We start from the raw sequence: 19,604 nt of genomic DNA, 5'->3' as shown, positions 1-19,604 counted from the left end.
GCGACCCATGGCGACGGCGGAACGCACGGGTAGAGCGAGCGGACAGCGACGGCGCGATCTGGTGATCGGCGACGTGCTCGACGCGGCCACGGACCTGTTCGCCGCCAAGGGCTACGACGCCACCAGCCTGCAGGACATCGCCGACGCCGTCGGGGTGTCGCGGCCCGCGCTCTACCACTACATCGGCAGCAAGGAGGACCTGCTGGTGATGCTGGTGGAGCGGGTCTCGCAGGCGCTCGCCGACGTCTTCGCCGAGCTCAGCGCCCGCGCCGACCTCGAGCCCACTGAGAAGCTGACCATCCTCACCGAGCAGCTCGTGCGACAGCGCGCCGAGCACCCGAGCCAGTTCCGCATCCTCGACCGCTCCGAGATGATGCTGCCGAAGGAGGCGGGGGAGGACCACGCCGCCGCGCGCCGCCGCGTGCTGCGCGAGGTGGTCGCGATCATCGAGGAGGGCATCAAGGCGGGTCAGTTCACGCCCGTGGACCCCCGCACCGCCGCGCTGAGCCTGCTCGGCATGTGCAACTGGGTGGCGTGGTGGGCAAAGCCCGCTAACGGCGTGGAGGTGCAGGCCATCGTCGACACCATCAGTGCCCTCGCCCGACAGATGCTCTGCGTCCCGCAGGTCGACGGTGCCGTGGCCGGCCCGGCCGATCTGCTCGCCGAGATCCGCAGCCGTCTGGACCGGCTCGAACCCCTGATCTGAGAGCATCTTCCGCGCGCGTCACGCCCGCTCCGCCTCCCGGCGGGGCGGGCGTCGTCGTTGTGTCGTGACATCGTCGTCACGAACCTGACATTAGTGTTGACATTTGAACGGTGACGTCGAATACTGGGGAGGAAGGCGAAACCCCATCGGAGGAGAACCATGAGCGCCAAGCCCATTCGGATCGGACTGGTCGTCCCCAGCTCGAACGTCACCGTCGAGACCGAGATGCCGCTCATCCTGGCCCGGCATCCGGAGCAGGACTTCACCTTCCACTCGAGCCGGATGCGCATGAAGAAGGTCTCGCCCGAGCAGCTCGCCGCGATGAACGCGCAGCGCGAGCGGTGCGTCATCGAGCTCGGTGACGCCGGTGTCGACGCGATGCTCTACGCCTGCCTCGTCGCCATCATGTCCACCGGCCTCGGCGAGCACCACAAGGTCGAACTGTCGATCGCCGAGCAGCTCGCCTCCGGCGGCAGCGAGGCGTCGGTGCTCTCCAGCGCCGGTGCCCTGGTGGACGCCCTCGCGGACATGGGGGCGAAGCGGATCGCCGTCGTCACCCCGTACCTGCGCCCGCTCGCCGAACAGGTGATGGCCTACCTCGAGCACGAGGGACTGACGGTGACCGACTGGCGCGCCCTCGAGGTGGCCGACAACGCCGAGGTCGGCTGCATCCCCGGCGACCGGGTCATGGAGGCCGCCCGCAGCATGGACCTGAGCGGCGTGGACGCGCTCGTCCTCTCCGCCTGCGTGCAGATGCCGTCGCTCGACCTGGTCCAGGCCGCCGAGGACGAGTTCGGCGTGCCCGTCATCACCGCCGCCACCGCCGGTGCGTACCGCATCCTGCGGGCGGTGGGTGCCACCGTCGACATCCCCGGCGCCGGCTCGCTGCTGCGGGCCGACGCCCCGGCCACCGTCGACGCCTAGAACCCGAACCCGTCCCCGAAAGGAGCACCGCCATGACCGAGAACACCGAGCACCGCGTGCAGGGCGTCGACCACGCCGCCTTCCCCACCTTCGACCCCGTGGGCACCGTGCGGTTCTACAACGGCGTGCTGAAATTCCCCATCGTCCACTCGATCTGCGCCGCCGGCTGGGGCCCCGAGGATCACCCGGACTTCATCCACTTCTTCTTCGACATCGGCAACGGCGACCGGATGGCTTTCTTCTACTACTTCGGCCTCGAGCCGATCGGCGATCCGAGCGCCCCCGGCGACTCCTGGGCACGGCTGCCGCAGGGCACGCCCGGCTACTTCGTCAACTCGCGCCACCTCGCGATCCACGTGGAGAGCGAGGAGGACCTGCTCGAATACCGCCGCCGCCTGGACGATTCCGCGTGGCCCTGCGAGATGCAGGTGATGCACGAGACCATCGAGTCGATCTATACGCACGACCCCAACGGCTACATGATCGAGATCACCCGGGCTCTGCGCCCGGTGACACCGCAGGAGGATCTCGACGCCGCGCTCACCATCGAGGCGCTGTGCGACGTGGTCGGCGGCGGCGCACCGTCGATGGACGCGCTGCTGGTCCGGAAGGCCGAGCTGATCGTCGAGCGCGCCGAGGCGTGGGAGAAGGAGGCCGTGCGATGAGCCGCATGTACGTCCTGGACGTCCCGGAGAACGAGGGCGTCGTGAAGGTCGCGGGCGCCGAGCCCGACGTCGACATCGAGAAGGTGGGTCCGTACTTCCGGATCACCCGGCCCGAGGAGATCGTCATCGATCGGCGCGCCACCGGTTGCCGGCACGCCGTCTGGTACAGCTCCCTCGCGGGCCTCGAGGACTCGCGCGTCGCGCAGCACGACAAGGACGCCCTGCGGGTGGTGGACCGATGACCACCGCCGAGCGCACGACCGCGACCGCGGGCGTCGGCGCGGGCCGGTACCTCGACGCCGAGGCGGTGCCCGAGGGCACCGTCGCGACGCCGGTCGAGCTCACCACGGTTGACGGGGCCAAGGTGGCCGGCGTGCTGCGCACCGTGCCCGGGGCCACGGCCGTCGCCTTCCTCATGCACCCCCGCCAGGACTTCACCCACCACGTGCTCGTGCCCGAGTTCCTGCGGCGTGGCGTCGCGGTGTGGACGCAGGGCAGTCGCACCCAGGGCAACGACCTGACGCTGCTGCACGAGCAGGCGCTGCTCGACATGGCGGCGGGGCATGTGTACCTGCGGGAACAGGGCTTCGAGACAGTGATCGCCGTCGGCCACTCCGGCGGCGGGGCGCTGGCCGCCTTCTACGTCGAGCAGGCGAGCCTGCCGGCTCAGGAGCGGCTCGCCGGCACTCCCGGCGGGAAGCCGGTGGCACTGCGGAAGGCCGTGATGCCGCTGCCCGACCATGCGGTGTTCATGGCGCCGCATCCCGGCCAGGGGGAGCTGCTGCTGCGGATGATCGACCCGTCGGTGGCGGACGAGGCCGACCCGCTGTCCGTGGTGCCGGAGCTGGACCCGTTCAGCCCCGCCAACGGCTACCGGCCGGCTCCCGAGGCGTCGTCCTACCCGCCGGAGTTCGTGGAGCGGTACCGCGCGGCGCAGCGCGCGCGGGTGGAGCGGCTCGACGCCGTGGCCCGGGAGCGGGTCGCGACGGCGCGGGAGGCGCAGCAGCGGTTCAAGGAGAGCGGCGATCCGGCGGACCGTCGGGCCGCGCTGGCCACCGAGTTCGTCACGGTCCACCGCACCGACGCCGACCTGCGCTGCATGGACCCGTCGCTCGACCCCAACGACCGGCCGTACGGCTCGCTGTTCGGCTCGCGGCCGGACCTCACGGACTACGGCGTCGTCGGCTTCGGCCGGCTCACCACCCCAGAGGCGTGGCTGTCGACCTGGTCCGGGCTGAGCAGCCGCGCCGGCTTCCTGCGCTGCGCGCCCGCGGTGAGCATGCCGACGCTGTTCATCGAGATCACCGGCGACCAGGCGTGCTTCCCCGACGACGCCCGCGCCATGGTCGCCGCCATGGGGACCGACGACGTGAAGCACGTGCGCGTGCGGGGCAAGCATTTCGGTGCCGCCCTGACCGAGGGTGAGCCCACGGCGGCGGCCCTGGCGGGCGACGAGATCGAGCGCTGGCTGACGGCCCGCGGAATCGGAGACGCCGCCCACTAGCGATGCTCCTCACGATGTCGACTTCTGCGGCCTCGGACCGCCTCTCCGGGCATACGCACTGCCGCAGAGCTCGACATCGTGAGATTGCTCCGGCTCGGATGTCGAAATCGGGCCCGGCCGTTCGACGAGGAGGTGAAGGACTCCTCACCGAAAGGCCGACATCATGCCCAGCACCGATCAGCGCACCGACTACCTCACCGCCACCACCACGATCGACGCCCCACCCGAGGCGGTGTTCGACGCGCTCACCGACGTCCGGGAGTGGTGGAGCCGGAACCTCATCGGGCACAGCGCCGACCTGGACGACGAGTTCGTCTTCACCGACGACGTCCGGTACCCGGGCAAGACCGCGCGCGCGAAGACCGGTATCCGGTTCTGCCGATTCCAACTCACCGAGGTGCAGCCGCCGCATCGGCTGGTGTGGCACGCGGTCGACGCCGAGCTCACCTTCATCGACGACCATCGGGAGTGGACCGGCACCGACGTGGTCTTCGAGGTCACATCCGGACCCGCGGGCACCGACCTGCGCTTGACCCACGTGGGCCTCACGGCGGAGTCCGAGTGCTTCGAGGCCTGCTCGCGCGGGTGGAGCTTCTTCGTGACCACCAGCATCCCCGCCCTCGTGACCACCGGCGTCGGCGCGCCGATCGCGCGCTACACCGACGTGCGGTAGCGGCACCGTCGGAAACACGCGCGTAACCGTACGGCGCGAAGCCGGGCGCACCGGTTACACACGGGCAACACGAGCGCCTCCGCCGGGAAACGGTCACGGCAGAAGCTGTTCTCACTCGCGCCGCAACGGTGGCGCGCCCGAGGAGGTTTCCCGTGCTCTTGGCTTCTGTGCCCGACGAACTGTTCGGCAAAGTCGACTCCGGCACCACCGCGTGGATGCTGATGTCCGCGGCGTTGGTGCTGCTCATGACGCCCGCTCTCGCGTTCTTCTACGGCGGGCTCTCCCGCCAGAAGAGCGTGCTCAACATGATGATGATGTCGATCGGGTCGCTGGGCCTGGTCTCCGTGATCTACGTGCTGTGGGGCTACTCGACGTCCTTCTCCGGGGAGGGCAACTACCTCGGGCTCTTCGACAACCCGTTCAAGTACTTCGGGCTCGACCAGCTGATGGAGACGAAGACCTCGGGTGAGGACACCCTGGTGGTGCTCAACGCCGCGGGCAGCGGCCTCCCGGCGATCGTCTTCGCCGGGTTCCAGTTGACGTTCGCGGTGATCACCGTCGCTCTGATCTCCGGCGCCCTCGCCGAGCGCGTGAAGTTCGGCACGTGGCTGCTCTTCACGGGCATCTGGACCACCATCGTCTACCTGCCGCTCGCCCACATGGTGTGGGGCGGCGGCCTGCTGTCGAACGCGGAGGGCGGCATCGCCGCGAAGCTCTTCGGCACCACCGACGGCAAGGCCACCGTGGCCCCCATCGACTTCGCCGGCGGCACGGTGGTGCACATTAATGCGGGCATCGCGGGCCTGGTCCTGGCGATCATCGTCGGCAAGCGCCTGGGCTTCGGCAACCAGTCCTACCGCCCGCACAACATCCCCTTCGTGATGCTCGGTGCGGCGCTGCTGTGGTTCGGATGGTTCGGCTTCAACGCCGGATCCGCGCTCGGCGCGAACGCCACTGCCGGCCTGGCCTGGGTGAACACGACCGCCGCCACGGCCGCCGCGATGCTCGGCTGGCTCGCCGTGGAGAAGTTCCGTGACGGACACGCCACGACGGTGGGCGCCGCGTCGGGCGTCGTCGCCGGCCTGGTCGCCATCACCCCGGCCTGCGCGAACGTGACACCCGTGGGCGCCATCGTCCTGGGCGTCGTCGCCGGTATCGCCGCTGCTTTCGGTGTGGGGCTGAAGTCCAAGTTCGGCTTCGACGATTCGCTCGACGTGGTCGGCGTGCACCTGGTGGCCGGGCTCATCGGCACCGTCGCGCTCGGCTTCCTCGCCAAGGACACCGGCCTGTTCTACGGCGGCGACTACAAGCAGCTGGTGGTGCAGATCGTGATCGCGGCCGTCGCCCTGGCGTTCACGGCCGTCCTCACGGCGGTCATCGCCTTCGCGCTCAAGCCGCTCGGCTGGCGCGTCGACAAGGAGGAAGAGGCCGACGGCATCGACAACTCCGAGCACGCCGAGACGGCTTACGACCTGGTCTGAGGCGACCGGATCTAAGCTGAATCCACTACCGACTTACGCGAAGGAAACTCTTATGAAGCTGGTCACCGCGATTGTCAAGCCCTTCACGCTCGAGGACGTGAAGGCGGGTCTCGAGCAGGCCGGGATCCTCGGTATGACCGTCAGCGAGGTACAGGGCTACGGGCGGCAGAAGGGCCACACCGAGGTGTACCGCGGCGCCGAGTACTCCGTGGACTTCGTGCCGAAGGTCCGCATCGAGGTCGTCGTCGACGACGCCGTCGTGGACAGCGTGGTCGACGTGATCGTCGAGGGCGCCCGCACCGGCAAGATCGGTGACGGCAAGGTCTGGGTCACGCCCGTCGAGTCCGTCGTGCGCGTGCGCACCGGCGAGCGCGGCAACGAGGCCCTGTAGGAGACGCCGATGACGGTGCCGGAGAGGGTGAGCGTGCCGGGCACGGAGAGCGGGACGCCCGAGAGCGAGAGCGCGGGCCACGGCGGCGCGAAGGAACTGGTCGCCGCGCGCACCCGTCTGCTCGACCGCGCGGCGGGCCCGCACCGCCTCGACCCCGCCGCCCTGCGCGGCGCCCTCGCCGACCTCGCCGAGGTGTGGCTCACCACGCACGGCGCCGCCGCCGGCATCGGCCCGGACAGCGGGCTCGCCCTCGTGGCCGTTGGAGGGCTGGGGCGGCGGGAGTTGCTGCCCCACAGTGACTTCGATCTGCTTCTCGTGCACGACGATGGGCTCGACCCGGCGCGCGTGACCGCGGTCGCCGAGAGCATCTGGTACCCGCTGTGGGACGCCCACATCAAGCTCGATCACAGCGTCCGCACGGTGCCCGAGGCCGTCCGCGTCGCGGAGTCGGATCTCACGGCCGCGCTCGGGCTGCTCGACGCCCGGCACATCGTGGGCGACGAGGAGATCACGAATCTGCTCATCAGCGGCGTACGGCGGCAGTGGCGCGCCGACATCCGCTCCCGCGTGGACGACCTCGTCGAGCAGGCCCGCGAGCGGTGGCGCCGCTCGGGCGAGATCGCGCACCGCGCCGAGCCCGACCTCAAGAACGGCCGCGGCGGGATGCGCGACGTCCAACTGCTCCAGGCGCTCTCCCTCGCCCAGCTCACCGACGGGATCCCGACCCCGTCGGCCAGCCCGAGCGGGACCACCGGGAACGACCTGGCCGCGGCGTACGCGCGGCTGCTCGACGTGCGGACCGAGCTGCATCGCATCTCCGGCCGCGCGCGGGACCAGGTACGCGCGCAGGAGGCCGATGAGATCGGGGCCGCGCTCCGGCTGGGCGACCGGTTCGACCTGGCCCGCACCATCAGCGACAGCGGGCGCACGGTGGCGTACGCCGTGGACGTGGGCATCCGCACCGCGCAGAACGCCCTGCCGCGCCGCGGCTTCTCCCGGCTGCGCCGCCCACCCGTCCGGCGGCCTCTCGCGGAGGGCGTCGTCGAGCACGCGGGAGAGGTCACCCTCGCCCGCGACGCCCGGCCGGACCGGGACACGGGCCTCACGATCCGCGTCGCCGCGGCGGCGGCTGCGTCCGGGCTGCCCATGTCGGCGTCGACGCTCGCTCGGCTCGCCGAGGTGACGCCCGCCCCGCGCAGCCCGTGGCCCGCGGAGACCGTCGCCGACCTGCTCGCGCTGCTCGGCTCCGGCCGCAGCGCCGTCCCCGTCATCGAGGCCCTCGACCGCACCGGCCTGTGGGGCCGTCTGCTGCCCGAGTGGGGCGCCGTCCGCGATCTTCCCCCGCGCGACGCCGTGCACACCTGGACCGTCGACCGGCACCTCGTCGAGACGGTCGCGCACGCCGCCAACCGCGCCACGGACGTCGCCCGCCCTGACCTGCTCGTCCTCGGCGCCCTCCTGCACGACCTCGGCAAGGGCCGCGGGGGCGATCACAGCGTGATCGGCGCCGAACTCGCCGAGGCCATCGCCGCCCGCCTCGGGCTGCCCGCCGCCGACACCGCGTTGCTCGCGGCGATGGTGCGGCACCACCTGCTGCTGCCGGCCGTCGCCACCCGCCGGGACCTGGACGATCCCGCGACGATCGAGATGGTCGCGGAGAAGCTCGGGCACGACCCCGTCCTGCTGGAGCTGCTGCACGCACTCGCCGAGGCCGATTCCCTCGCGACCGGCCCGGGTGTCTGGGGCGACTGGAAGTCGCGCCTCATCGGTGAGCTCGTCCGCCGCACCGCCCGCGTGCTGGACGGCGCGCCCGCGCCGCAGCCGGGGCCCGTCCCGGAGGAGGTGGCCGCGCTGGCCGCCGCCGGGGGGACGCACGTCCGGATCACGCCGGTGCCCGCGCTGGGACCGCACACCTTCACCGTGGCCGTCGTCGGGCCCGACCGGCGCGGTGTGCTCGCCCGGATGGCCGCGGTGCTCGCTCTCGCGGGCCTGCGGGTGCACAGCGCGTCCGTGGCCGGCGTGGGGGAGTCCGCGGTCAACACCTTCGTCGTGGTCCCCACCTTCGGCGACCCGCCCGACCCCGCGCTGGTCCGGCAGCGGCTGCTCGCCGCTCTCGACGGCGCCGACGTGCTCGCGGAGCTCCGCCGCCGCGAACGCGCCGCGACGGCCCCCGTCGACGGGAGCGCCGCCGCACCGCCCCTGCGGGTGGCGGCGCCGCCCCGGCTGCGCTGGTTCGACGGTGCGCCCGGCACCGTCGTCCTCGAGGTCCGCGCCGGAGACACCCCCGGCCTGCTCGCGCGGGTCGCCGGAGCGCTCGACGAGACCGGGATCGACGTGCGGTGGGCGAAGGTGGCCACGCTCGGCGCGACCGCCGTCGACGTCTTCTGCCTGAGCGTCCCCGGCGATGAGACCGCGCTACGGGCGAGCGCCGAGAGCGCGGTCCTGGCCGTTCTGCCGGAGGCCGCGCCGCCTGCGCCACCGGAGGACGAACCGACCCGATAGTCTGGAGCAATGTTCGAATCCCTCTCCGATCGGCTCACAGGCGCGCTCAAGGACCTGCGCGGCAAGGGCCGGCTGACCGATGCCGACATCGACTCGACGGCCCGCGAGATCAGGCTCGCGCTGCTCGAGGCCGATGTCGCGCTGCCCGTGGTGCGCGCCTTCGTCGCCCGGGTCAAGGAGCGGGCCAAGGGCCACGAGGTCTCGGCCGCGCTCAACCCGGCCCAGCAGATCGTCAAGATCGTCAACGAGGAACTCGTCGGGATTCTCGGCGGCGAGACCCGGCGGCTGAACCTGGCGAAGACCCCGCCGACCGTGATCATGCTCGCGGGTCTGCAGGGCGCCGGTAAGACCACGCTCGCCGGAAAGCTCGCCAACTTTCTCAAGAAGCAGGGCCACACGCCCATGCTGGTGGCCTGCGACCTGCAGCGTCCCGGCGCCGTCGACCAGCTCAAGATCGTCGGCGAGCGCGCCGGCGTGCCCACCTTCGCCCCGCACCCCGGCACCTCCGTCGGCGGCGAGGGCGCCCTCGGGGTGAGCGCGGCCGATCCCGTCGAGGTCGCGCGCGGCGGCATCGCCGAGGCGAGGGCGAAGCAGCACGACGTCGTCATCGTCGACACCGCCGGCCGCCTCGGCATCGACGAGGAGCTGATGGGCCAGGCCCGAGCGATCCGCGACGCCGTGAACCCCGACGAGGTGCTGTTCGTCCTCGACGCCATGATCGGCCAGGACGCGGTGACCACCGCGCAGGCCTTCGCCGACGGCGTCGACTTCACCGGCGTCGTGCTCACCAAGCTCGACGGCGACGCCCGCGGCGGCGCCGCGCTCTCGGTCCGCGAGATCACCGGCAAGCCGATCCTGTTCGCGTCCACCGGCGAGAAGCTCGACGATTTCGACGTCTTCCACCCGGACCGAATGAGCTCGCGGATCCTCGGTATGGGCGACGTGCTCTCGCTCATCGAGCAGGCCGAGCAGCACATGGATCAGCAGAAGGCGGAGGAGGCGGCCGCCAAGATCACTTCCGGCGAGCTGACCCTCGAGGACTTCCTCGACCAGATGCTGATGATCCGGAAGATGGGCCCCATCGGGAACCTGCTGGGCATGCTGCCCGGCGCGGGCCAGATGAAGGACGCCCTCGCGGCCGTCGACGACAGCCAGCTCGACCGCATCCAGGCCATCATCCGCGGCATGACGCCCGCCGAGCGCTCCGATCCGAAGATCATCAACGCCTCCCGTCGCCTGCGCATCGCCAAGGGCTCCGGCGTCACCGTCACCGACGTGAACCAGCTCGTCGACCGATTCTTCGAGGCGCGCAAGATGATGTCGCAGATGGCCGGCTTCGGCGGGGGCGGCGGTCCCAAGCGCCTGTCCAAGCGGAAGCAGAAGGGCAAGCAGGGCAAGAAGAACAACCGCGCCCGCCAGACCGGTCCGGCGGCGCCCCGGATGGGTGGCGGGTTCCCGGGCATGCCCGCCGGGATGGACTTGTCGGGCATGCCCAAGGGCCTCGACCAGTTGCCCCCGGGACTCGAGGGCATCGACATGGCCGCGCTCGAGGAGCAGCTCCGCAAGAAGCGGTAAGGCGTCGAGGGATCGGCAGAATTCTCGTTCGCGGCGGGGATATCGATCGTGACGTCGAAATCGCCCGGTTTCACGACGTAGGGTTGCCCGGGTGAGCGATCTGCACTTCTCCGGCGTCGTCCTGCCCGGTGGCGAGGGCGAATTCTGGGTGTCCGACGGTGCGGTGCACCTCGCCGATCCGGGGACGGCGGGCCCACGCACCGAACTGGCGGGCTTCGCGGTGCCCGGCTACGTCGACGCGCATTGCCACGTCGGCATCGTGGAGGACGGCGAACCCGACCTGGTGCGCGGCCGCGCGCTGGCGCTGGAGGACGTCGCCGTCGGTGTCACCGTGATCCGCGAGCCCGGTTCCGACCTCGACACGTCGCCCCTGGACGGGCAGCCCGGGCTGCCGCGCTTCGTGCGCATGGGCCGACACATCGCGCTGGTCAAGCGGTACACCCGCGGGCTCGGCGAGCAGCTCGACGACCCGTCGCAGCTCGTCGACGCCGTCCGGCGCCGCGCCGCCGAGGGACACCCGTGGATCAAACTCGTGGGGGACTGGATCGACCGGTCGGTCGGCGATCTGACGCCGCTGTGGCCGGACGACGTGCTCGCCGAGGCCGTCGCCGTGGCCCACGACGCGGGCGCCAGGATCACCGCGCACGTCTTCGGCGAGGACGCCCTCCCGGGCCTGTTGGCCGCGGGCGTCGACGCGATCGAGCACGGCTCCGGCCTCACGGCCGACACCATCGAGACCATGGTGGAGAAGGGGATCGGGCTCGTGCCCACCATGATCCAGATCGAGAACTTCCCGTCCATCGCCGCGCCCGCCGCGGAGAAGTTCCCCACGTACCACCGCCACATGTCGGCGCTGTACGACCGCCGGAAGGCCACCTTCCGCGCGGCCTGGGAGGCGGGCGTCGCGATGTACGCGGGCACCGACGCCGGCGGCTTCAACGTGCACGGCGCCCTGCCCCGCGAGATCGAGGCGCTCGCCGCGGTCATGCCGCCGGAGGAGGCCATCGCGGCCGCGTCCTGGCGGGCCCGGCATTGGCTCGGTTTCGCCGGCATCGACGACGGTGCCCCCGCCGACCTGGTGATCTACGACGAGGACCCGCGCATCGCGCTCGCCCACGGGGGCCTGCCGACACCGTCGGCCGTGGTGGTCCGGGGCGCGCTCGCCGACCTGCGGCGGTAGCCGCTAGGCGTGCGCGCGGAGCGCGGCGATGAGCCACTCCGCCGCCGGCACCATCGCCGGGCGCCGCGGCCAGCCGTTCAGCACGCCCAGCAGCGTCCAGTAGCGCTCCACCCGGGCGTCGGTGAAGGTCGCCATCTGCTCCGCCATCGCGGCCCGGTCCGTTCCCCCGGGGAGCAGGGTGTCGAGCAGCGCCGCCGCCTCCGACGACGCCGGGTCCGTTCCGCCCTCAGCGGCCGCGCGTGCGGCCTCGAGATCGACCATCACCGCCGGCTCGGTCGCCGCCGCACCGGTCACCGCCATCTCCCGGGCACGGGCCCGGAAGCCCGCGTCCGCGACGAGCTCCGCCAGCTCGATCCACGCGTCCACCTGAGCGGGCGAGGGATCGTCGGGCAGCTCGGCGGGCATCGACCGCATGCCGTTCGCGATGTGTGCGCCGGGGGCGTCCGGGGCGATGTCGGCGAAGGCCTCGTCGACGAACGCGTCGATGACCCGCTGGCGCTCCGCCGCGGACAGGTTCGCCATCTCGTGCATGATTCTCAACTCCTCGGTCGTGCTGTTCCTGGTGGCGACCGACCGCAGCACCGCCCGCCGGATCCGCAGGGTCCGGATCTCGGCATCGAGGGCCTTCGCGTGGGCGTCGGCCACCGCGGCGAGGCCGACCCGCTCGGCGAGGACGGCGCGCACCGTCTTCACGTCGAGGCCCAGCGCGCGCAGGGTCCGGACCAGCTCGAGCCGCGCCACCGATTCCACGTCGTACAGCCGGTAGCCGGCCGCGCTGCGGACGGTGGGGACGAGGCCCTCGTCGGACCAGAACCGGATCGTCTTCACCGACGCGCCGGTCCGGGCCGCGACGTCGCCGATGGAGAACAGTGCGCTGTCGTCGGTCACGGGATCAGCCTGCGGTCTCCAGCGGCGGGAGAGTCAAGAAACGCTGGTCCTGGCGATGCCGGCGAGGCTCCGGTCCACGGGCTCGGGGAGTACGGGCTCCGCCGGTGCGGGCACAGCGGCTTCCGCGCGGGGGCGCGTCCGCCCGGCCGGGGCGCTCGCGCGACGGCCCCGATCGACCGGGCGCGGGCGGCCCACCCACCACTGCGCCTTCGGCGCGCGGCTGAGCACCTCGACGATGCCGAGAGTGATCGCGAGCGTGAGCGCGTACGCCACGGCGGTGCCGAACGGCGAGGGGAGCACGGTCGTGAGCCAGGGCGCACCGTCGGCGGTGCGGGGCAGCAGGAGGGTGGACAGGACCATCACGTGCACGAGGAAGACGCCGAAGGAGCGCTTCGCGCCGTAGGACGCGAAGCGGGTGAGCCGCGGCAGTCGATGTCGGTTGCGGGCGAGCAGCAGACCCACGGTGTACACCGCCGCCACCAACACGACGTACAGCACGAAGTTCGCGGGCTGGAAGACCGCCGACGCCACGATCGGCGCCGTCTCGTCGTTCAGGCGGACCCGGTACAAGACCTGTGCCGCCAGGGCGGTCAGCGCCGCGGCCGCGAAGACCAGCGGAGCGTGCCGCAGCAGGACACCCTCGATCCGCTCCCGGTGGAAGGCTGCGATGACGCCGAGCAGGATGAAGAACTGGTACGGCACGAACGTGGCGTACAGGTGCCAGAAGTTCTCGCCCCACCAGCCGGTCGTCGGGTTCCAGTACGTGGCCGCGACGTAGATGCCCACCTGCAGGACGGCGCTGACGGCGAGGATCGGGGCGTGGAACCGGCGGGTCCGCTCGACGAACGCGAAGATCAACGGGAACAGCAGGTAGATCTGCAGGGTGACGAAGATGAAGTACAGCTGATAGCCGTTGGTCCCGCCCCACTTGAGGCTGTTCCAGAAGTCGCCCAGCTGTCCCGGGATCAGACCCGCGTTGCCGCCGACCACCATGTCGTACGCCCAGTAGGCGAACGCCCACAGCACGAAGGGGGTGATCACCAGGGTGAGCCGCTTGCGCCAGAACCGCACCGGGCTCAGGCGTGCGCCCCGCTCCACGATGCCGTAGGCCAGCACGAGTCCCGTCAGCGCGAAGAACGCGTTGCGGGTGAAGTGCAGGTTCATCGCGATCGCGTTGGTGACGGTGCCGTTGACCTCGTCGTTGGTGTTGGTCAGCGTGTGGATGAAGACCACGAGCAGGAACGTGATCGTGCGGACGAAGTCCAACTGGTAGAGGTAGCCGCCGCGGGAACGGGCGACCCCGGCGGCTCCGGCGGTCGCCGGAGACGGGGTGGTGCGGTCCAGGTGCGTGGCCATGTGTCTGAGTCTGTGGTCCGATCCTGCGAGGTGGCTGTATGCGGCCTGGCAGTGGTCTACACCGGGCTGACGGTGCACCGCTCAGGCGACGACAGGTTGAGTTTACCCGCCGGTAACCATTGCTTTCGCAACATCGACACCGAAGTGGCGCGTGTCACGCGGCGCTGACCGTGCTCGTCACCGAGCCTAACCGCCACACGGGCCCCACGGCGGGAGCCGCTTGTCCGGGCCACGCCGCTAGTAGTGGAAAGCGACCCGCGGTTCGCGCGGCGCGTCCGGGCGGCCCAGCCGGTTCAGGGTGGCGATGAGGTCGTCGCGCAGCTTGCCCGCGAGGTCGCCCGAGAAGCCCTCGCGCACCACGATGCGGAGCACCGTGACCTCCTGTGCGTCGGCCGGCATCGTGTACGCGGGGACCTGCCAGCCGTACGCGCGCAGATCGTGCGAGACGTCGAAGGCGGTGAACGGAGCGTCGTCGTCGATCGTCAGGGTCACCACGGGCAGTGCCGAACCGTCGGTGACCACGTGCAGGTGCTCCACTGCACCGAGTTCCTTCGCGAGCCACCTCGCCGTGCCGCGCAGCGCCCGCATGACTTTCGTGTAGCCGTCGCGGCCCAACCGGACGAAGTTGTAGTACTGCCCGATGATCTGCGCGCCCGGGCGCGAGAAGTTGAGCGTGAAGGTCGGCATGTCGCCGCCGAGATAGTTGACTCGGAAGACCAGTTCCTCGTCCAGCGCCGCGCGATCCCGGAAGACGACGAAGCCGATACCCGGGTAGGTGAGGCCGTACTTGTGCCCCGAGGCGTTGATCGACGCGACCCGGGGCAGCCGGAAGTCCCAGACGAGGTCGGGATCGAGGAACGGGGCCACGAAACCCCCGCTCGCGGCGTCGACGTGCACCGGGACGTCCGGGCCGCCCTGCGCCGCCAGGTCGTCGAGGGTCGCGCACACCCCGGCGACGTCCTCGTACTCGCCCGTGAAGGTGGTGCCCAGGATGGTGACCGCACCGATGGTGTTCTCATCGACGGCGGCGCGCACCTGCTCGGGCGTGATCACGTAGCGGCCGGGTTCGATCGGCAGGTAGACGGGCTCGACGTCGAAGTACCGGCAGAACTTCTCCCACACCACCTGGACGTTCGCACCCAGCACGAGCTTGGGGGCGCTCGCGTCGAGGCCCCGGGCCGTGCGGGCCTTGCGCCAGCGCCACTTGAGGGCGAGCCCGGCCAGCATGACGGCCTCGGAGGAGCCGATCGTCGAGGTGCCCGTGGCCGATGCCGGGTCGGCCGGGTCCAGGCCCGGCGCATGGAAGAGGTCCGCCACGATCGCGACCGTCCGCGCGTCGATCGCCGACGTGGCCGGATACTCGTCGTGGTCGATGGCGTTCTTGTCGAAGGACTCCGCCATCAGTGCCTGCCCCTGCGGCTCCATCCACGTGGTGACGAAGGTCGCGAGGTTCATGCGCGACTGGCCGTCGAGCATCAGCTCGTCGTGGATGAAGCGGTACGCCTCGGACGGCGTGGTCTCCGTATCGGCGAGCCGGGCGCGGGGGAGCGGATCCGTCCCGAGGCGGCTCGCGTAGGCGGGGATGAGAACGGCGTCGTCGTCGAGGGGATTCGTGCTCATGGCCGAACGCTACCGCCGCCCGCCGGGGGCGGCAGGCCGAGCGAGCAGGCGGCCGTGCTCCGGCGATTTCGTGCGGCCCGCGCGACATGGCAGAATGGATCGCTGCTGACCGGCAGCGGCTGAGATACCGCCCGGCGGTCACGCAACCAGACGGCAAAACCGGGTGCGTTCATCCTGACGCATCGCTGAATTGCACACGTGACTACGAACGAAGGAACCACAGCACATGGCTGTCAAGATCAAGCTCACGCGGCTCGGCAAGATCCGCAACCCCCAGTACCGCGTCGTCATCGCCGACTCGCGCACCCGCCGCAACGGCCGCGCGATCGAGTCGATCGGCAAGTACCACCCCAAGGAGGAGCCGTCGCTCATCCAGATCGACTCGGAGCGCGTGCAGTACTGGCTGGGTGTCGGCGCGCAGCCGACCGAGCCGGTTCTCGCTCTCCTGAAGATCACCGGCGACTGGCAGAAGTTCAAGGGTCTCCCCGGCGCCGAGGGCACCCTGAAGACCGCCGCTGAGAAGCCGTCCAAGCTGGACCTCTTCAACGCCGCGCTCGCCGAGGCCGACAAGGAGCCCGCCGCGGCCGCCACCACGCCCAAGAAGAAGGCGGAGAAGAAGGCCGACGAGGCCCCCGCCGAGGCTGCTGAGGCTCCCGCCGAGGCCGCCGCCGAGGCTCCGGCCGAGGGCGAGTAATGAGCGCCGTCGTCGCCGACGCCGTCGAGCACCTCGTGCGCGGCATCGTGTCGAACCCGGAGGACGTCCGCGTCGACCTCATCACCGGCCGTCGCGGCCGTGTCATCGAGGTCCACGTCAACCCGGACGACCTGGGCAAGGTCATCGGCCGCAGCGGCCGGACCGCCACCGCCCTGCGTACCCTCGTCACCGGCATCGGCGGCAAGGGCATCCGGATCGACGTCGTCGACACCGATCGGGTCCGCTGACCCGATGGAGCTCGTGATCGGCCGTGTCGCCAAGTCGCACGGCATCCGCGGCGAGATCGTCGTGGAGGTGCGCACCGATTCACCCGAGCTCCGCTTCGCGGACGGCGCCGTCCTCACCGGCCGGCGCCCCCGCGAGACGCGCACGCAGAACTACACCGTGGCAGCCTCCCGGAATCATTCCGGGAGGCTGCTGGTGCGTCTGGAGGGCGTGAACGACCGCACCGCCGCCGACGACCTGCGCGGCACCCTCTTCCTCATCGACTCCGCCGACGTCGCGCCGAGCGAGGACCCCGACGAGTTCTACGACCACGAGCTCGAGGGGCTCGCCGTGCGCACGATCGCCGGCGAGGACGTCGGGACGATCGCCGAGGTGCTGCACGCGCCCGGTGGCGAACTGCTGTCGGTGAAGGCGCCCGACGGCCGCGAGATCCTCATCCCGTTCGTCACCGCCATCGTGCCCGAGATCGACATCGCCGGCGGTTTCGTCCTCGTGGACGCCCCCGAAGGCCTCCTCGACCCGGAGTAGCGCATGCGCATCGACGTGGTCACCATCTTCCCCGAGTACCTCGCGCCGCTGCGGCAGGCGCTGCTGGGCAAGGCCGTCGACAAGGGGCTCCTCGAGTTCGGCGTGCACGATCTGCGCGACTGGACCCACGACGTGCACAAGGCCGTCGACGACTCGCCCTACGGCGGCGGGCCCGGCATGGTCATGAAGCCCACGGTCTGGGGGCCCGCGCTCGACGAGGTCTGCCCCGACGACGCCCTGCTCGTGGTGCCCACGCCCGCGGGTGTCCCGTTCACCCAGGCCATGGCGCACGAGTGGGCCCGCGAGGAGCACATCGTCTTCGCCTGCGGCAGGTACGAGGGCATCGACCAGCGCGTCTTCGACGACGCCGCCCGCCGCGTGCGCGTCGTCGAGGTGTCCATCGGCGACTACGTGCTCATCGGCGGCGAGGTCGCCGTGCTCGTCATGGTCGAGGCCTTCGGCCGGCTCATCCCCGGCGTGCTGGGCAACAAGCTCAGCCACCAGGACGATTCCTTCTCCGACGGTGCCGGCGGCCTCCTCGAGGGGCCCTCGTACACGCGCCCGGAGACCTGGCGCGAGCTCACCGTCCCCCCGGTCCTGCTCTCGGGCGACCACGCCAAGGTCGCGCAGTGGCGCCGCGAGCAGTCCCTCGCGCGGACGGCGGACCGTCGGCCGGACCTGCTGCCGCCCGGCGCTGCCGGCTAGTCCGCCACGCCGCACGCCGACGGTGCGATCAGCGCCGGGAAGGCGTCCCCGGTCGGTATCGTCAACCCGGGGAACGGTGCCGACGCGATCGCACCGCCGCGGACGTGGCGATCGGCGCCCGGGAGGAGGACGAGTGGCTGGGACCCCGGTGCCGCGCACGTCCGTCGGGGTGCGTACCCGCCTGTCACTGCTCGCTGCGGCGGTGGTCGTGCCCGTCGTCGCCGTCGCGGGGACGCTCCTGTGGCTCACCGGCGGCGTCGCGGACCGCCCGGCGGTCGCGGTGCTCGGGGTCGCGCTCCTGGCGGGCCTGCTCGGCGGCCTGATCGCGTGGATCACCGCCGACCGCGTGTTGCGCCGGGTGGGCGCGCTGGAGCGGCGATTCGGCTCGCTCGCCGACGGCGATCCGCGGCTGCGCGTCGACGAACCCGGGGGCGAGGACGAACTCGCCCGGCTCGCCCGAACCCTCAACGACGCCCTCGACCGGCGCCAGCGCGGTGCGGAGCGCCGCCTCGACTTCGTGGGCGACGCCGCGGACGCCCTGCGCGGCCCATTGGCCACGGTGCGAGCGGGCCTGTCCGCCGCGACCCGGCCGGGCGGGCCCGACCCCGCGCACGCCGTCCAGCGGGGCCTCGCCGACGCGGAACGCCTGCAGGCCACCGCCGCCGACGTGCTGCTCCTCGCGCGCCTCCGCGCCGGCGAGCGGCCGCGCCGGGAGATCCTCCCGTGGTTCGAGGTGATGACCGACGTCCGCGTCCCGGCCGCGGTCGCCTTCTCCGTCGACGGCGACCTCGCGACCCTGGTGCTCGGCGCCCGTACCCATCTGGCCGTGCTGATGCAGTACCTCGTCGACGAGGCCGCCCGCCACGCGGAATCGGCCGTCGCTCTGCGCATCGCCACGTTCGACGACGCCGTCGTCCTCCGCGTCGACGACGACGGCCCGCCCATCTCCGCCGCCGAGCGCGAGCGGGCCTTCGCGCCGTTCGCGGACCCCGACCGCGGGCGCCCCGATGGCACCGGGCTCGCGCTGGTCATCATCGACGAGATCGTGCGCGCGCACGGCGGTTCGGTGCGCATCGAGGACTCGCCGCGAGGCGGATCGCGCCTGCGTGTCGAACTGCCCGCGGTGGCGGCCGACACCCTGCCGGACTGGGAGGCGTGACCGAGCGGACGGGAGTTCGCGCCGAACCCGCACCTCCGGGCCGGGCACACGGCATGATGATCCCAACGGGCGTGGGGGCGCCCGCGGAATCGGGGGATTCATGACTGAGATCGGCGACGCCGCCGCACTGCTCGCCGACGTCCAACGCCGCGAGGCGGAGCTCGCGCGGCTCGACGAGGAGTTCCGGACGGCCCGCGTGACGGCGCGGTCGCAGGACCGGACGGTCACCGTCACCGTCGACGTGCGCGGGCACGTCGTCGACGTCGACCTGGCGCCGGGAGCCCCGCGCGCCCATCCACCGGAACGGCTGGGGCCCTTGATCGTCGAGCTCGCTGCCCGCGCGGCGGGCAGCCTGCGCGAGCACTACGAGCGGCGCGCCGAACTGACCCGGGTGCCGCGATGATCTTCGAACTCGACCCGGATGCCTGGGAGCGGCAGGCGCGCACCGTCGACGCGCTGGCGGACGCCCTGCCCGCCCCGGAACCTCTTCCGCTGCCCGAGGATCGGTACGCCCGCGCCCTCGGGGACGTGCCCGCCGCGTCCGACGCCGCGGCGCGGGAGCTGCACGCCGCCGCCGTCGCCGAGCTGCGGGTACTCGCCGCAGGCATCCGGCGGCGAGCGCACCGCGCGGCCGGGACCGATCGCGCCGCGGCCGAATCGATCGAGGCCGTCCGGTGACCGCGCCCGCGTTCTGGCCGCAGGAGCCGGGCCCGTACGTCCCTGCGGGCGACGCCTACCTCGCCGCGCACGACACGGCCCGCCGCATCGCCGCGGGCCTCGGATTCGACCCGCCGGCGGGCGCGCTCA

21 protein-coding genes are annotated in these 19,604 nt (G+C 71.8%); 18 read left to right on the top strand and 3 right to left on the bottom strand.

Annotated elements, in window-relative coordinates:
* Positions 1-7: 7 nt before the first annotated feature.
* The 11 genes from FK530_RS22055 to FK530_RS22005 all read left to right on the top strand — a co-directional run bounded on the left by FK530_RS22055 (position 8) and on the right by FK530_RS22005 (position 11,601).
* The gene (locus tag FK530_RS22055; RefSeq protein ID WP_146489120.1) at positions 8-706 is read left to right on the top strand and encodes a TetR/AcrR family transcriptional regulator; all 699 of its coding nucleotides are present in this window, start codon (positions 8-10) and stop codon (positions 704-706) included.
* 159 nt (positions 707-865) lie between these two features.
* Entirely contained in the window at positions 866-1,630 is a 765-nt protein-coding gene (locus tag FK530_RS22050; protein WP_146489119.1) for a maleate cis-trans isomerase family protein, read from the top strand.
* 32 nt (positions 1,631-1,662) lie between these two features.
* A complete protein-coding gene (locus FK530_RS22045; protein ID WP_146489118.1) occupies positions 1,663-2,295 on the top strand; it encodes a VOC family protein in 633 nt (210 codons plus the stop codon).
* Positions 2,292-2,537 carry a hypothetical protein gene (locus FK530_RS22040; RefSeq protein WP_146489117.1) on the top strand — a complete coding sequence of 82 codons (246 nt, stop codon included), beginning with the start codon at positions 2,292-2,294 and terminating at the stop codon, positions 2,535-2,537. Before FK530_RS22045 ends, FK530_RS22040 begins: the two co-directional genes overlap by 4 nt.
* A complete protein-coding gene (locus FK530_RS22035; RefSeq protein WP_146489116.1) occupies positions 2,534-3,799 on the top strand; it encodes an alpha/beta fold hydrolase in 1,266 nt (421 codons plus the stop codon). The genes FK530_RS22040 and FK530_RS22035 overlap by 4 nt, the downstream gene beginning before the upstream one ends.
* 163 nt (positions 3,800-3,962) lie before the next feature.
* Positions 3,963-4,472, top strand: a complete 510-nt coding sequence (locus FK530_RS22030) for an SRPBCC family protein (RefSeq protein ID WP_146489115.1) — start codon at positions 3,963-3,965, stop codon at positions 4,470-4,472.
* A gap of 152 nt (positions 4,473-4,624) precedes the next feature.
* Complete coding sequence (locus FK530_RS22025; RefSeq protein ID WP_191834130.1) at positions 4,625-5,953, top strand: ammonium transporter; 1,329 nt, start codon at positions 4,625-4,627, stop codon at positions 5,951-5,953.
* A gap of 52 nt (positions 5,954-6,005) precedes the next feature.
* On the top strand, positions 6,006-6,344 hold the full coding sequence (locus FK530_RS22020) for a P-II family nitrogen regulator (protein WP_068524879.1): 339 nt from the start codon (positions 6,006-6,008) through the stop codon (positions 6,342-6,344).
* A gap of 9 nt (positions 6,345-6,353) precedes the next feature.
* A complete protein-coding gene (locus FK530_RS22015) occupies positions 6,354-8,846 on the top strand; it encodes a [protein-PII] uridylyltransferase (protein WP_146489114.1) in 2,493 nt (830 codons plus the stop codon).
* Positions 8,847-8,855: 9 nt separating this feature from the next.
* The gene (gene ffh, locus FK530_RS22010) at positions 8,856-10,421 is read left to right on the top strand and encodes a signal recognition particle protein (protein WP_146489113.1); all 1,566 of its coding nucleotides are present in this window, start codon (positions 8,856-8,858) and stop codon (positions 10,419-10,421) included.
* Positions 10,422-10,512: 91 nt separating this feature from the next.
* A complete protein-coding gene (locus FK530_RS22005; protein ID WP_191834129.1) occupies positions 10,513-11,601 on the top strand; it encodes an amidohydrolase family protein in 1,089 nt (362 codons plus the stop codon).
* 3 nt (positions 11,602-11,604) lie between these two features.
* Here the strand turns inward: FK530_RS22005 and FK530_RS22000 are convergent, their stop codons facing one another.
* The 3 genes from FK530_RS22000 to gad form a co-directional block, all read right to left on the bottom strand.
* Positions 11,605-12,489: a MerR family transcriptional regulator gene (locus FK530_RS22000; RefSeq protein ID WP_146489112.1), complete on the bottom strand. Its 885-nt coding sequence runs from the start codon at positions 12,487-12,489 to the stop codon at positions 11,605-11,607.
* A 33-nt stretch (positions 12,490-12,522) separates the two neighbouring features.
* Positions 12,523-13,845, bottom strand: coding sequence for an acyltransferase (locus tag FK530_RS21995; protein WP_146489111.1), 1,323 nt, complete (start codon positions 13,843-13,845; stop codon positions 12,523-12,525).
* 237 nt (positions 13,846-14,082) lie between these two features.
* Complete coding sequence (gad, locus tag FK530_RS21990) at positions 14,083-15,465, bottom strand: glutamate decarboxylase (RefSeq protein ID WP_146489110.1); 1,383 nt, start codon at positions 15,463-15,465, stop codon at positions 14,083-14,085.
* Between the two features lie 226 nt (positions 15,466-15,691).
* Here gad and rpsP point away from each other — a divergent pair, with 226 nt between their 5' ends.
* The 7 genes from rpsP to FK530_RS21955 all read left to right on the top strand — a co-directional run bounded on the left by rpsP (position 15,692) and on the right by FK530_RS21955 (position 19,475).
* On the top strand, positions 15,692-16,159 hold the full coding sequence (gene rpsP, locus FK530_RS21985; protein ID WP_146433055.1) for a 30S ribosomal protein S16: 468 nt from the start codon (positions 15,692-15,694) through the stop codon (positions 16,157-16,159).
* The gene (locus tag FK530_RS21980) at positions 16,159-16,407 is read left to right on the top strand and encodes an RNA-binding protein (RefSeq protein WP_146489109.1); all 249 of its coding nucleotides are present in this window, start codon (positions 16,159-16,161) and stop codon (positions 16,405-16,407) included. The genes rpsP and FK530_RS21980 overlap by 1 nt, the downstream gene beginning before the upstream one ends.
* A gap of 4 nt (positions 16,408-16,411) precedes the next feature.
* Entirely contained in the window at positions 16,412-16,933 is a 522-nt protein-coding gene (gene rimM, locus FK530_RS21975; RefSeq protein ID WP_146489108.1) for a ribosome maturation factor RimM, read from the top strand.
* 3 nt (positions 16,934-16,936) lie between these two features.
* Positions 16,937-17,638 (top strand): tRNA (guanosine(37)-N1)-methyltransferase TrmD, encoded by a 702-nt coding sequence (trmD, locus tag FK530_RS21970; protein WP_146489107.1) that lies wholly within the window; start codon positions 16,937-16,939, stop codon positions 17,636-17,638.
* 133 nt (positions 17,639-17,771) lie between these two features.
* Positions 17,772-18,797 carry a HAMP domain-containing sensor histidine kinase gene (locus FK530_RS21965; protein ID WP_158645171.1) on the top strand — a complete coding sequence of 342 codons (1,026 nt, stop codon included), beginning with the start codon at positions 17,772-17,774 and terminating at the stop codon, positions 18,795-18,797.
* A gap of 100 nt (positions 18,798-18,897) precedes the next feature.
* Entirely contained in the window at positions 18,898-19,200 is a 303-nt protein-coding gene (locus FK530_RS25975; protein ID WP_158645170.1) for a YbaB/EbfC family nucleoid-associated protein, read from the top strand.
* Positions 19,197-19,475, top strand: a complete 279-nt coding sequence (locus FK530_RS21955; RefSeq protein WP_146489104.1) for a hypothetical protein — start codon at positions 19,197-19,199, stop codon at positions 19,473-19,475. The genes FK530_RS25975 and FK530_RS21955 overlap by 4 nt, the downstream gene beginning before the upstream one ends.
* Positions 19,476-19,604 lie beyond the last annotated feature (129 nt).

It is taken from the genome of Tsukamurella conjunctivitidis (genome assembly GCF_007858475.1).
Classification (GTDB): Bacteria; Actinomycetota; Actinomycetes; order Mycobacteriales; family Mycobacteriaceae; genus Tsukamurella; species Tsukamurella conjunctivitidis.
Note: the sequence above shows the minus strand (reverse complement) of the source record. Positions and strands in the feature narration are given on the sequence as shown.